General features: G+C 58.8%; 12 protein-coding genes. 7 read left to right on the plus strand and 5 right to left on the minus strand.

Annotation, left to right across the window (positions count from 1 at the left end; all coding sequences use genetic code 11):
- The first annotated feature begins 32 nt into the window (after positions 1–32).
- Positions 33–446 carry an EamA family transporter gene (locus VL547_RS16190; RefSeq protein WP_325579693.1) on the plus strand — a complete coding sequence of 138 codons (414 nt, stop codon included), beginning with the start codon at positions 33–35 and terminating at the stop codon, positions 444–446.
- Positions 447–448: 2 nt separating this feature from the next.
- Complete coding sequence (locus VL547_RS16195; protein ID WP_325579695.1) at positions 449–1168, plus strand: hypothetical protein; 720 nt, start codon at positions 449–451, stop codon at positions 1166–1168.
- Here the strand turns inward: VL547_RS16195 and VL547_RS16200 are convergent.
- The 5 genes from VL547_RS16200 to VL547_RS16220 form a co-directional block, all read right to left on the minus strand.
- Entirely contained in the window at positions 1165–1770 is a 606-nt protein-coding gene (locus tag VL547_RS16200; RefSeq protein ID WP_325579698.1) for a hypothetical protein, read from the minus strand. The two genes, VL547_RS16195 and VL547_RS16200, sit on opposite strands and share 4 nt — an antisense overlap.
- A 154-nt stretch (positions 1771–1924) precedes the next feature.
- Entirely contained in the window at positions 1925–2536 is a 612-nt protein-coding gene (locus VL547_RS16205; RefSeq protein ID WP_325579700.1) for a hypothetical protein, read from the minus strand.
- 17 nt (positions 2537–2553) lie between these two features.
- On the minus strand, positions 2554–2799 hold the full coding sequence (locus VL547_RS16210; RefSeq protein WP_325579702.1) for a hypothetical protein: 246 nt from the start codon (positions 2797–2799) through the stop codon (positions 2554–2556).
- A 343-nt stretch (positions 2800–3142) separates the two neighbouring features.
- The gene (locus tag VL547_RS16215; RefSeq protein WP_325579704.1) at positions 3143–6253 is read right to left on the minus strand and encodes an AsmA-like C-terminal region-containing protein; all 3111 of its coding nucleotides are present in this window, start codon (positions 6251–6253) and stop codon (positions 3143–3145) included.
- A gap of 10 nt (positions 6254–6263) precedes the next feature.
- Entirely contained in the window at positions 6264–6776 is a 513-nt protein-coding gene (locus VL547_RS16220) for a YdeI/OmpD-associated family protein (RefSeq protein WP_325579706.1), read from the minus strand.
- 237 nt (positions 6777–7013) lie between these two features.
- Between VL547_RS16220 and VL547_RS16225 the strand changes: the two genes are divergently transcribed.
- Genes VL547_RS16225 through VL547_RS16245 form a run of 5 tightly spaced genes read left to right on the plus strand, consistent with a single transcriptional unit; the run spans position 7014 to position 13029 of the window.
- On the plus strand, positions 7014–7112 hold the full coding sequence (locus VL547_RS16225) for a potassium-transporting ATPase subunit F (protein WP_325579708.1): 99 nt from the start codon (positions 7014–7016) through the stop codon (positions 7110–7112).
- 9 nt (positions 7113–7121) lie between these two features.
- On the plus strand, positions 7122–8837 hold the full coding sequence (gene kdpA / locus VL547_RS16230) for a potassium-transporting ATPase subunit KdpA (protein WP_325579710.1): 1716 nt from the start codon (positions 7122–7124) through the stop codon (positions 8835–8837).
- Between the two features lie 36 nt (positions 8838–8873).
- Positions 8874–10919 carry a potassium-transporting ATPase subunit KdpB gene (gene kdpB / locus VL547_RS16235; RefSeq protein ID WP_325579712.1) on the plus strand — a complete coding sequence of 682 codons (2046 nt, stop codon included), beginning with the start codon at positions 8874–8876 and terminating at the stop codon, positions 10917–10919.
- A gap of 10 nt (positions 10920–10929) precedes the next feature.
- Positions 10930–11496, plus strand: a complete 567-nt coding sequence (locus tag VL547_RS16240) for a K(+)-transporting ATPase subunit C (protein WP_325579714.1) — start codon at positions 10930–10932, stop codon at positions 11494–11496.
- A 6-nt stretch (positions 11497–11502) separates the two neighbouring features.
- Entirely contained in the window at positions 11503–13029 is a 1527-nt protein-coding gene (locus tag VL547_RS16245) for an outer membrane beta-barrel protein (RefSeq protein ID WP_325579716.1), read from the plus strand.
- Positions 13030–13128 lie beyond the last annotated feature (99 nt).

Here is a 13128-nt window from a genome sequence, read left to right on the forward strand (position 1 = left end):
CCAGCGGCGGGTCTCGACGCCGCGTTTAGGATATGTGGTGGCTATACGCGTTGTTATCCGCTTTTTTCGCAGCCCTTACGGCGCTGTTTGCGAAGATGGGCGTCAAAGGGATCGACTCGGATCTCGCGACGGCCATCCGCACCATCGTAATTCTTTTTATCGCATGGGGTATCGTCGTTTACAAGGGAATTGGGCGGGAAACCGCTTCACTCACCCGGGAAAACTGGATATTTCTCATCCTGTCCGGCTGCGCTACCGGTCTGTCCTGGATATTCTATTTCCGCGCGCTGCAGCTGGGGAAGGTTTCACAGGTGGCGCCGGTGGACAAGCTCAGCGTCGCGATAGCGATCGTGCTCTCGGTCATTTTCCTGCACGAGGCCATCAACTGGAAAACGGCCGTGGGCGCGGCGCTTATTATCGGTGGTACGTTTGTGCTTATCTTATAGCGGTGTCGCTGGCCGTCGGGCCGTTGATTGCGCCCGCCGCTCACGCACAGGGTCCGCAGCTGCTTTTCGGCAAGGTCCTCCGCAAGAACACCCACGAGGTGCTCGGCGCCGTCACGGTGCATGACATCAGCGGGAACCACTTCGACCAAAGCGATATGGGCGGCAACTACCGGGTTTCCGTCCGCCCCGGCGATACCGTGATCTTTTCCTACACCGGTTACCGGCCCGACACCGTGCGGGTCGATGCGATGATACTCGCCGACCGGTACGAGGTGTACCTGACCCCGGACGTCAGACAACTGACGACGATCAGGCTGGGCGACCTCAACGCCTACCAGGTGGACTCCATGCAACGGCGCGAAGACTACAGCATGTTCTACGAAAGCAAGCCTACGCCGGTAATCGAAAACCACAACGTCTACGACGGCGGCTTCGGTTTGCGCTTCCATCCCTTTTCCTACTTCGACAAAAAGGCGGTCCAGCGCCGGAAGCTAAAGAAACGCCTCGACCAGGAGGAAAAGGACGACTATATCAACTACAAATTCTCCCGCACTTTTGTCACCCGCCTGACCGGCCTGGACGGAGACTCCCTGGAACTCTTCATGGACCGCTACCGGCCGTCCTACGATTTTTGCCGCAAGGCGTCCCAGCAGGATATGCTCCTGTACGTCAACGACCGGTTCAAGGATTTCGAACACGGGGGGAAGAAGTCGAAGGCCTAGAGCCGCAGGCCTATCCCCAGGTCCGCTGTGTAGTATGCCCAGGAATATTTGTCGGAAAAAGAAAATATCTCGGTCGAATTGACCACCTCCTGCGTGTACGATCGACGGGTCGCCCGGCTGTAGTCGGCCGTCGCCTGGAGGAACCAACGCTTGCCGAGGGCATACTGCGCGCCTATGCCGCCTTCGAGCGTAAACGGCGCCGGATAGCCGTTACCCGGTTTCAGGTCGTATCGTTCTACACCCGCGAGCGCCCGCGCGGTCAGGGCCCACTTTGTATCGAGAGGCAACCGGTACGAAGGACCCGCCATGAGCCGGAACCAGCTGGCCGGACTGTTTTCCGGGTATGGGTTTCGCTGGTACCCCGCCAGCAATGTCGCGCCCCAGCCATGCCAGAAGCGATAAGTGCCTTGGGCGTCCAGGTTCCAGCCGGTGCGCTCGGAAAAGGTAGAGGTAATCCCATTCGGGTCTTGTACGTGTACAAACGGCCCCATGGGAATGGAAAGCCCGGAGGCCAGCGATACTTCCCAGCGGGTATTTCGCGCATCGGCTGTCCCGGCCTGCCCGCGGACGCTCCCGGCCGACAGGACTAAAAGCGCAAACATTGCCCCAAAGGTTAAACGGTTCATGGTGTAAGCATTTAGGTTTACTTACGACCAAGCTACGGCGCCCCTAAGGCAATGTCCAGCCCTTTCTGTATGCGGATTTGTTAAGGTCGGTGAAGCGGCTCCCGGGATCGGTCAAGTCACAAGCGGCGATTTAAAACCGGATGCCAATTCCCAGGTTGGCGTCGATTAACCGACGGTTGATACTGTACACGGGCACCTCTGGTGAAAACCGGACGTCGCTGTTACCCTGACTGAAGGTGTAGTCGCCGCCCAACTTCAGGTACAGGTTTTTCCCGAGATCGCGTTGCAATTCCAGACCGGGCTCCCAGGTGAACGGGGTCGATTCATGGTGACTGAAGTCGAGGTCGGACCGCTGGGCGCCCACCAGGAGCCGGGCGGTCAGCGACCATCCCTTGTCCAGACGCAGAGGAATGCGATACGACGGACCTGCCATCAGGCGCACGGCCGTAAAGGAGGGCAGGTCGAGCGCCCCGTTATTCCGACTGTCGTACGGATTGTCCTGGTAACCGGCCAGCACGGTGACGCCCCAGTTTTTCCATACCCGGTAGGTAGCCATCGCGTCCGCGTCCCAACCGGTTTTGGCGTAGCCTTTCGCATAAAAGGCGTTGAAGTTGACAAACGTGCCGGCCGGAAAAGCGCCCCCGGCGGACAGGGAAACGTCCCAACGGCTGTTTTGTGCGCCGGCGCGCGACGCGGTGAGACAAGCAAGGGCGAGGATTGTCCAAAAGGTCAAACGGTTCATGTGGTTTTTTTGAGATTTTATAGATGTAGTCCAACTCCGAGGTTGGCAGTCGCCAAATGCACGGGATGGGTGGAAATTGTCGGGATTTTCTGGCCAAAGAGGTCTTCGGTTCCAAACGTTTCGCTTTGGGTAGCCAGGAAGCTGCCGGAAGCCTGGAAGAACCAATGCGGGTTCGACGGACTGAAGTGCAGTCCCAATAGACCTTGCGCGGCAAAGAAGTCCCCGTTGTGCCGCAGGTTTATATCTTGCCAGGGTACTTGCATCCCCCCCAGCAAGCTCGCTTTCAGCGACAAGCCGGCGCCGAGACCTACGCGATAGGAGGGCTCCAGCCAACCCCCGCGTAGCGGCCGGCGGAGGCGTCGGGTGTTTTCATCGCGAACTTTCCCGTGGGGATGGAGGCGCCCGTAGTTACAGAAAACTCCAGTGCCGGGGTCCTTTTATGGCGCCGTGCCGTGTCCTGTTGAGCGAAGGCGCTAAGCGTCAACAAATAAAGTGAGCACAAGAGTAAAAAGTGTTTCATACCGTGAGCATTGCTTACGATAGACGGATTTGCCGGTTCGTTTGCTGCTCGGCGGATTCCCAGGAAAATGTTAAGGTTCGCGGGGGCTAGGGCTCGTCGTCCGTCCCCTGGAGCTCGTCACCCTTCCGTTCCCGGCGGAGGTGGACCTGTGGGTTGTCCTCGGTTCCGGTGATGGTCATCGGGATACCGAGGATACCCAGGGGGGGCAGCCCCAGCCGGAACTGGAGGTTGAGTTTTCCGTCGAAGCCGACCTGGCCCTCGAAACGCGGGCGGAAGCCGAGCACCTTCATCCGGGTGCGCTCGATGGTGATGATATTGCGCGCGATGGAAGATTTCATGGTGACCTTGCTGAGGTGCGGGTTGTTGACGCTGTCCTTGCCGGTGGCCTTGCTGACCGCGCCGAAGATCTTCAGACCGTGCACCTTTACGTCCGCTATCGACAATGTACCGCCGCCCTTGAGGCTGGGCATGATGGGGTGCATATCGGCGTCCAGGTTCCCGCTCAGCTGGTAGTCCAGGGAGACGACGCCTTCAGCCTTGGCGGCGGAGCTGGCCAGGTCATGGAAGAGCTTGATCTCTTTGTAGGCGCGGTGGACGTCAAAGTCTTGCGCGTTGATGTGGTACGTAAAGGACGCCTTGGTCGGGGACTGGCTGGCGTAGCTGGCGTCCATCGTGACGGGGGCGCCGATGATGTTGAAGGCGAGCTGTCGCAGGGTCAGCTTTCCGCTATCCAGCTGGATGGCGCCATGGACGCTGTCCAGGACGAGGCCGTTATAGTTGACTTTTCCTACCGTTGCCTTTAGGGATAACGCGAGATTATCGGGCACGAGAACGACCCCGGAAGCCGTGGCCGCCGCGGGGGTTTGTGGCGCGGCGGCGGGCGGCGCGCCCGAGAATGCCATGAGCTCGTCCACGGCGATCGACGGGCTCGTCAGCGTAAAGCTCCCGCTGAGCGGCGCGTGGGGCTGCGTGGCGTACCCGATGACGTCGGACACGTAACCGTCGAGCGCGAACTGGCTGCTGCCATAGGTCGCCTTAAAGCGGTCGAAGTGCATCTTCTCCTGGTCGAAACGGAACAACCCGGTGTGGATCAGCAGCGGTTTGGGGAACATATCCGAGGTGAGGGCGACCTCCTGGAGCTCCATGGTGCCGGAATTGTTCAGCCGGTCGTAGTGCCCGCCGGTGGCGTCGCTTTGAAGACCCTTTAAAGAGAGGTTCGTGCGGATCAGGCCCTTTACATCCATGCCCGGCCGGGCAAAAACCTGGTACAGCCGGCCGATATCGATCGTTCCCTGCGATTGTATCGAGTAGCGCATGTTCTCGAAGTCCGACAGGCTTGCGCGGACCAGGAACGGCTGGTCCTCGAACCGGAACGACACGGGGGTCAGCCGGACCTTTAGGGATTTCATGGTGCCGGTGGTATTGGTCACCAGGGCGCTGACCTGGATGTTATCGATAGGACGGGGGTAATATTTGGTTTGGACGCGGCCGCCGGTCAGATCGAGTGTCGCTGTGGTCGCAGGGAAGCGGTGTTCAGCCGGAGCGTAGACGCCTTTTACAGATACATTGGCGGCCAGGTCGCCGGCCAGTTGCATGCTGTCCAGCGGATACACCTTTGCGACGTCGCCAAGGTGGAAGACGGTATGCAGACCGCCGTCCAGCGAAAGCCCGTGCGTGTTCTCCGCGCGCAGCCGGCCGGAGATGACGCTGCTGAGCACCTGAGCGTGAAGGCTGTCCAGGGCGAACCTGATATCGTGATAGTCGTGCGTGGGACAAGAGGCGTCGAAGCGGAGCGCTATGCCCGAAACGCCTTCCGGGAGCTTGGCGTATTTTACGAAGCCGTTATCCAGCGCGGCGTTCATTTGGAAAGAAGGAATGCTCGTCACCACGGTATCCAACGAACGCAGGCCTTTGCGTACCACCTGGGTGGCGTAGCGGCCGTCCGCCAGCAGATTCAGCGTGAACCGGCCCTTGAGGTCGTAGGGCGCCAACCCCACGGCCCGGTCGAAGTCGGCCAGGTCGAGCGCGGTCCGTACCCGGGCGTAGACCACCGGGTCGTTGAGCCCCTTCCAACGGAGAACGGACCCGAAGTACCCCTGTCCGAGGGTAAAGTAAACCGAGTCGATGTTTATGTAGAAACTATCGGGTTTGAGCCCGGGGACCTTCGATTCGAGGTTGAGGAAGAGGTGCTCCACCGGTTTCGGCGCCTTGGCATTGGCGATAAAGCCATCCCGGACCGTGAGGTTGAAGCTGAGGTCGGGCATGGTGGTACTGTCGTAGGTGCCGGTGAGCGCGGCCGACATCGTAGCGGCGCCGCGGACATCCGTGGAATCCAGCCAGCCCGCGTATTCCGGGGGGAGGGCGGTGAGGATGTCGTGGAGGTTGGTGGCCTCGCTGTTGAGCCGGAAGTCCATGCTGTAGCCGTGCGGCAGGAAGTCGAAGCGCCCCTTGAGCTGCACGGGGAGGCTGTTGATGCGGAGGTCGTTTTTCTCGAAAATAAAGGACAAAGAGCGGGTATTGATGCGCGTCACCAGGTCCGCGCCCAGCTTTTTGGAGCCAATGTAGTGTTGTTTATTGTAGTCCAGGTCGAACGTATCCACCTGGATGTGCGACTGGAGGTCGAAGATGTCCTGGGCGAGGTTGCCCTTGCCGAGGTAGTTCAGGTTGTCGCAGGTGATATTGAGCGGGAGCGACCGATCATCGTAGACGAGGTCGGCGCCGTCGATCTGGATGCGGCTGATCTTTAGTGACGCCCCGGTCGTGTCGGTCGACGCCGTTGTCGTGGTGGTGTCGGAGCGGTAGACGTTATAGTTGGCCTGGCCCTTTTCGTCAACGAGGACATGGATATTCCCTTTTGTCAGGTAAATTTCGTTGATGTCGATGCTCTTGGAAAAGATGGAGGAAAGGTTCACCCCCAGCGCCACTTCTTTGGCGGATACCAGCGTATCGTTTGGAAAGGGTGTCGACCCCTTGAGGGAAAAATCGTACAGGGTCAGGGTCAGCGACGGAAAGTGGTTAAAAAAGGACAACCGCGCCTTCGAAAAATTCAATTCGCCGACGATGGCGTGTGAGGCCCATGTCTTGATCTTGGTGGATACAAAACCCGGGAACAGGATGGGCAGCAGGAACATCAGCAATAGGAGACTCCCCAGCGTGATGCCGCCGATTTTTAAAGCCTTAAACAAAATCTTCTTCATAAGTGCCGTTTCATTTCCCCGATCGCGCCTTGTGGTCGCGTATCATACCGCTGAAGCCGAGCGAACGGGCGAGGGCGTCTACGGCCATCGCGATCCGCCTGACCCGGACGGTCTCCGATTTGACGCTATCGATCCAGTTGCTGAAATAGCGCTGATGACCGGGGGGTAGCGTATTAAAGTAGGCCAGAGCCTTTGGTTCGTCCTGTAAAGATTCTATTAAATCCGGGCAAATCACGAATTTTTTTTCATCCAGTTCCAGCCGGACGCGGAGTGTGTCGCCTTTTTGCTTCCGGACGGATTTCCGCATCCCGGCATTGACGGCGATGATGAAATCCCCTTCCCCCATGGGGATCAGCGCCACCTGCTCGATCGGGTGGTCGTCGAGGAACCCCTTTACCCGGAAACTTGTTTTCTGGCCGGGTTTCAATTTCGAGGCCGTGGCAGCGGGTATCCGGATATAGCTCCACCCGGTTTTTTCCCCTTGCCCGGCGAATTGTTCAATGAGGGCTTTGAAGGTGACCATCCATCCTAAAATCGGGATTTTTTTCCATTTTGAAAAAATCTTGCCAAAATGGAAGGGGCCCTCCCGTGGTCAACGGCGCCCGGATACCGCATCCAGAGCGACTTCCCGGCTGGCGGCATCGGTTTTGGCAATAGGGGGTAACCGCGCACTTAAAGCGCGGGCCTTTTATGATGACTGTCATTTTGCTGCTCGTGGGCCTGATTTGCTTCTGGCTCTTCTTTGCGTCCATCGATTACTTTGAAAAAATCTGACACCATGATCCTGGCACTCTTTATCCTGTCGATAGCGGTGTTCCTGTACCTGCTATACGTACTGATCAAACCGGAAAAATTTTAAACGACTTCTATGTTTACCGAACTGACCGGCGTCATCGCCACTTTTTTGCTCATCATCCTCCTGGCCTACCCCCTGGGCCGGTACGTCGCCCGGATGTTCGCCGGCGAGCGGACGTTCCTGGACTTCCTGGCGCCCCTGGAAGGATTTATTTTCCGGGCCAGCGGGATCGACCCTCACCGGAAGATGGACTGGAAGGAATTCCTGAAGGCAATGCTGACCATCAACCTGTTGTGGTTCGTGTACGCCTTCTTTATGTTCCTTTTCCAGTCGCACCTGCCCCTGAACCCGGACGGGAACCCCGACATGACCCCCGACCTCAGCTTCAACACGGCGATCAGCTTCGTGGTGAACTGTAACCTACAGGACTATTCCGGGGAAAGCGGCCTGACCTATCTGACACAACTGTTCGTCATCACCTTCCTGCAGTTTGTAAGCGCAGCGACGGGGATTGCGTGTTTGATTGCCGTTTTCAATGGACTAAAAGAAAAGACAACCAATAATTTAGGGAACTTCTGGGCGATCTTCGTCAAAACCATCACCCGGTTGCTGCTGCCGCTGTCCATCGTGGTAGCCATTATCCTGGCGTTTAACGGTACCCCCACCAGTTATGCGGGGAAAGACACCATCACGACCGTCCAGGGCGATACCGTCCAGGTATCGCGTGGGCCGGCAGCCGGCATGATCGCCATCAAGCACCTCGGCACCAACGGGGGTGGCTGGTTCGGCGCCAACTCGGCCCATCCGCTGGAGAATCCCAACTATTTCACCAATATGGTGGAGCTGGTCACTCAGTGCCTCATACCGTTTGCGATGGTCTTCGCATTGGGCTTTTATATAAAACGTAAAAAACTCGCTTACGTCATCTTCGGGGTAATGACGGTGGGGTTCCTTTGTCTGGTGATCCCCACCATTATCACCGAAATACATGGCAACCCGCTCATAGCGCATATGGGCATCGCCCAGCCCAATGGGGCCACCGAGGGTAAGGAGGCCCGTTTCGGGGCCGCGGCCTCGGGCTTCTGGAGTATTCTGACAACGGTCATCTCCACGGGCTCGGTCAACTCCATGCACGATAGCTCCATGGCCATGTCAGGATTGATGCAATTGCTGGCGATGCTGGTCAATGGCTTCTACGGAGGCTGCGGGGTGGGTCTGCTGAACTACTACATCTATATCATCATCACCGTCTTTATCGCTGGTTTGATGGTGGGCCGCACGCCCGAGTTCCTCGGCCATAAGGTAGAGGCCCGGGAGGTCAAGATCGCTGCGCTCGTGACGCTGCTCAGCGCGTTTATCATCAAGGGCGGCACGGCGCTGGCGTCGTACTATTTCGTCTATCATCCGAATATCGGTTGGGCGGTCAAGCCGTCGGCCTGGCTGAACAACCCGAGCTACCACGGTTTCTCCGAGATGCTCTACCAGTACACTTCATCCAACGCCAATAACGGGAGCGGGTTCGAAGGGCTGGCGGACAATAACCCCTTCTGGAACATCACGGCCGGTCTGGCGATGATCCTGGGTCGCTTCCTGCCCATCATCGGGCCGGTCGCCATCGCGGGTTTGCTCGCCCGGAAGAAGTACGTGCCCGAATCCGCCGGTACGCTCCGCGTTGACTCGTACACCTTCGGGGCTACCACGTTTGCCGTAATCGTCATCATTACCGCCCTGTCGTATTTCCCGCCGCTGGCGCTCGGGCCGATCGCGGAATACCTGGGTATGCATTAAAACGAGCGCGCCCGCTGGGCGCGCAAAATCAGAAATATGAAACGCTCATCTGCATTATTCCCCCGTGAACTGGTCGCCTCCGCGCTGAAGCAATCGTTCGTCAAACTCAGCCCGCGCGTCATGGCGCGGAACCCGGTGATGTTCACGGTGTATATAGGTACCATCATCATGCTGGCCGTTTGTATCTGGATCGGCATGGGTGAAAAGAGCCAGGGCAGCCTGGTCTACAACATCGTCATCTTTGCCGTCCTCTTCATCACCCTGCTCTTCGCCAACTTCGCCGAGGCTATCGCCGAGGCCAGGGGGAAGGCACAGGCCGACTCCCTGCGCAAAACACGGGAAGACACCCCGGCCAAAAAGGTGGCCGCCGTCGGCGACATCTTCTTGAATGAAGTGCAGGTTATTCCCAGCAGCCAGCTCCGCAAAGGCGACGTTTTCCTGGCGGAAGCCGGAGACATCATCCCCATGGACGGTGAAATCATCGAGGGTCTGGCAACCATCGATGAAAGCGCCATCACTGGTGAATCCGCTCCGGTCATCAGGGAATCGGGAGGCGACAAGTCTTCCGTTACCGGTGGCACCAAAGTACTCAGCGACCGGATCAAAGTCCGGGTCACCACGAACCCCGGCGAAAGCTTCCTGGACCAGATGATCGCGCTGGTGGAAGGCGCGAGCCGTCAGAAGACGCCCAACGAGATCGCGCTGACGATCCTGCTGGCCTGTTTCACGCTCATCTTCCTGATCGTGGTGGTCACGCTGAAACCCTTTGCCGACTACGCCGGTACGCCGATCACTATCGCCGCCTTCGTGTCGCTCTATGTATGCCTGATCCCGACGACCATCGGCGGGCTGCTGAGCGCCATTGGTATCGCGGGGATGGACCGTGCCCTCCGCGCCAATGTCATCACCAAGAGCGGGAAGGCCGTGGAGACCGCGGGCGACCTGGATACCTTGTTGCTCGACAAAACGGGTACCATAACCATCGGGAACCGGAAAGCCACGCATTTCTGGCCCGCGCCCGGGGTTCACAAGCATACCTTCATCGAATCCAGTGTGCTGGCTTCCATGGCCGACGAGACACCCGAGGGCCGCTCCATCATCGAGCTGGCAACGGCCGGGGGGATGGCGATGCCGGGGGCTTCATCCGACGCGCGTTTTATCCCCTTCAGCGCCGAGACGCGCAGCAGCGGCGTCGATCTGAACGGGGGCGTGCGCATCCGCAAGGGCGCCTATGACGCCATCCGCGGGATCGTCGAGAAGAACGGAAACGCCTTCCCGTCCGAAACCCAGCAAAAGGTCCAGGAGATCGCTTCCAATGGGGGCACGCCACTGGTCGTGAGCCGCGACGGTGTCGCCCAGGGCGTCATCGAGCTCCAGGACATCATCAAGCCGGGCATCCAGGAACGCTTCCAGCGCCTGCGCAAGATGGGCGTCAAGACCGTCATGGTCACCGGGGACAATCCCCTGACGGCCCGTTTTATCGCCGAAAAGGCCGGGGTGGACGACTTCATCGCCGAAGCGAAACCCCAGGACAAGATGGACTACATCAAAAAGGAACAGATGGGCGGTAAGCTCGTGGCGATGATGGGCGACGGGACCAACGATGCCCCCGCGCTGGCCCAGGCCGACGTTGGTGTCGCGATGAACAGCGGCACCCAGGCGGCCAAGGAGGCGGGCAACATGGTGGACCTGGACAACGACCCCACCAAGCTGATCGAGATCGTGGAAATCGGCAAGCAGTTGCTGATGACACGCGGCACGCTGACCACGTTCTCGATCGCCAACGACGTGGCCAAATATTTCGCGATCGTGCCGGCGCTCTTCGTGCTGTCGATACCGTCGCTGAGCGCGCTCAACATCATGGGGCTGAAGAGCCCGGAAAGCGCGATCCTGAGTGCGGTGATCTTCAACGCCCTCATCATCCCTATCCTGATCCCGCTCGCTCTCAGGGGCGTGGCCTATAAGCCGATCGGCGCCAGCGCGCTGCTTCGACGGAATTTGCTGATCTACGGCATCGGCGGCATCATCGCCCCCTTTATCGGGATCAAGCTGATCGATTTGATCCTTGCACTTTTTATGTAAAAAACTTTTTATGAAAAAATATATTCTCCCATCCCTGCGATTGACCCTTGTGCTGCTGGTCATCTGCTGCCTGGTCTATCCGCTCCTGATCGCGGCGGTCGGGCGGCTGACACCCGGGCAGGGCAACGGCAAAACGGTCACCTTGAACGGAAAGGTAGTGGGCTATGACAACATCGGTCAGAAATTCACCGACGACAAATATTTCTGGAGCCGCCCTTCGGCCGTCGGCTATAATGCCGCCGGCAGCGCGGGCAGCAACAAGGGGCCTTCCAACCCCGACTACCTGAAGGACGTCCAGGCGCACATCGACACCTTTATGGTGCACAACCCCGGCGTCAACAAGGCCGACATCCCCGCGGAGCTCGTGACCTATTCCGGTAGCGGGCTCGACCCAGACCTGTCGCCAGACGGCGCCTACATCCAGGTCAAACGGATAGCCGCCGTGCGGCACCTGTCCGAAGCCACCGTACGTGACCTCGTCAATCAACATATAAAAGGCCCCTTCCTGGGGTTGTTCGGTCCCTCGACCGTGAACGTGCTTGCTTTGAATGTTTCATTGGACACTTTAAAACCTTAAACGCTTATGAGGAAGACTATTATCCTTTTCTCGGCATTCTTTGTCGCAGGCACCGCCTTCGGGCAAGATTTGGCAACAAACAACCCGGTGGCCGGGGGTGCGGCGACGCCCTCCCCTGCCAGGCCGTCCGGCTTCTTCAGCTGGCTGCACCATTCCAAAGACACGACTGGCATCGAAGCCAAGCCGAAGGCGTCCGACCCGTTCGCCTTCGGCGACTTCTCCTGGCTCAACGGGACCAGCCGCAAGACGACACCGCCGGCCTTCGACTCCAAGTACTTCACCGGTGACGTGACGTTCGACCTGAACTACACGCACTCCTACAATTCTCCCATCGACAACACCGTGGTCGGCTCCACGGCGCTGGCGCGGGACAACGAGCTCCAGCTCTCGTTCATGGGTTTTGGCGGGGACATCCACTACGGCAACATCCGCGGACGTGTGATGATGCAGTTCGGGACACGCTCTACGGTGGTGCCTCGCAACGACGGCAGCTCCTACAAGGGACAGTACGACCTGCAGACCATCTACCGGTACATCAGCGAGGCGTACGCCGGTTATCACTGGGACGTATGGCACGGGATCAACCTCGACGCCGGTATCTTCATGTCCTACATCGGGTTGTTCTCGTATAACAACTTCGAGAACTGGGGCTACCAGCCCTCGTACACCTCGGACAACACGCCCTGGTTCTTCAACGGGTTGCGTCTCCAGACTTTCCCCACCGACAAGCTGAAGGTCGAATTCTGGCTGGTCAACGGCTGGCAGAGCTACGGGATGTTTAACCGCAGCCCGGGCATCGGGGTGTCGATTTACTACCGGCCCAAGGAAACCGTGGACTATGTGTTCAACAACTACTATGGCAAGGACGACGAAGGCGCCCCCGGCCGTCTCCGTTTCCACTCCGACAACAGCTACCAATTGCGGTACGTCAACCACAAACAAGGCTTTATCACCAAAGCGGCTTTCTCGCTTACCGGCGACCTGGGCTTTGAAAGCGGGGATGGTGTGAGCCCCTTTGGCAAGAAGACCAATTCGGCCGGCGTCCGCCTGCCCTCGCAGAACTTCATCAGCGGGATGGTCTACAACCGGCTTTGGTTCGGCGAGAAACAAAAATGGGCCTGGACCATCGGCGGCGGCTATATGCACAACCCCGGTCAGTACCTGGTGCTGGCGCCCACCGGCTATGCCGATACGCTGTACCAACAGCAGACCGGCCCGGGCTCTACCTTTAACGCGTGGGATGGGTCGACCTCGATCGACTATATGCCCGCGCAGAACCTCACGCTGAAGTTCGAGTTCGTTCACCGCAAGGTGGTCAACATCGGCGCGGCGCCCGGCACTACCCCGCTTACCGGTTATTTCGCCGGACACGGAGGCGTCACCGGACCCACCGGTTACACCAACACCGGGCAGTACACGTATACTTCCAGCGGGGCTTCGGTCGCGCCGCCTCTCAGCGCCATGGGGGGATGGATGCCGGACCTGGTACCACAGGAGAACCGGATTATATTGGCTCTGTTGGTGAGATTTTAATAAACAGGTGGGCCGCGGCTTTGGCTGCGGTCCACCTCAATTTTTGCTTGGTATGCCAAACGATCCCAGCGCGCAACACTTTTTGGAGCTCATCCGCCG

The organism is Dinghuibacter sp., from assembly GCF_035492835.1.
Lineage (GTDB): Bacteria > Bacteroidota > Bacteroidia > Chitinophagales > Chitinophagaceae > Dinghuibacter.

Coding starts and splice junctions, on each gene's coding strand:
- VL547_RS16190 (WP_325579693.1), top strand. CDS start 33: ATGTGGTGGCTATACGCGTTGTTATCCGCTTTTTTCGCAGCCCTTACG.
- VL547_RS16200 (WP_325579698.1), bottom strand. CDS start 1,770: ATGTTTGCGCTTTTAGTCCTGTCGGCCGGGAGCGTCCGCGGGCAGGCC.
- VL547_RS16205 (WP_325579700.1), bottom strand. CDS start 2,536: ATGAACCGTTTGACCTTTTGGACAATCCTCGCCCTTGCTTGTCTCACC.
- VL547_RS16210 (WP_325579702.1), bottom strand. CDS start 2,799: ATGCAAGTACCCTGGCAAGATATAAACCTGCGGCACAACGGGGACTTC.
- VL547_RS16215 (WP_325579704.1), bottom strand. CDS start 6,253: ATGAAGAAGATTTTGTTTAAGGCTTTAAAAATCGGCGGCATCACGCTG.
- VL547_RS16220 (WP_325579706.1), bottom strand. CDS start 6,776: ATGGTCACCTTCAAAGCCCTCATTGAACAATTCGCCGGGCAAGGGGAA.
- kdpA (WP_325579710.1), top strand. CDS start 7,122: ATGTTTACCGAACTGACCGGCGTCATCGCCACTTTTTTGCTCATCATC.
- kdpB (WP_325579712.1), top strand. CDS start 8,874: ATGAAACGCTCATCTGCATTATTCCCCCGTGAACTGGTCGCCTCCGCG.
- VL547_RS16240 (WP_325579714.1), top strand. CDS start 10,930: ATGAAAAAATATATTCTCCCATCCCTGCGATTGACCCTTGTGCTGCTG.
- VL547_RS16245 (WP_325579716.1), top strand. CDS start 11,503: ATGAGGAAGACTATTATCCTTTTCTCGGCATTCTTTGTCGCAGGCACC.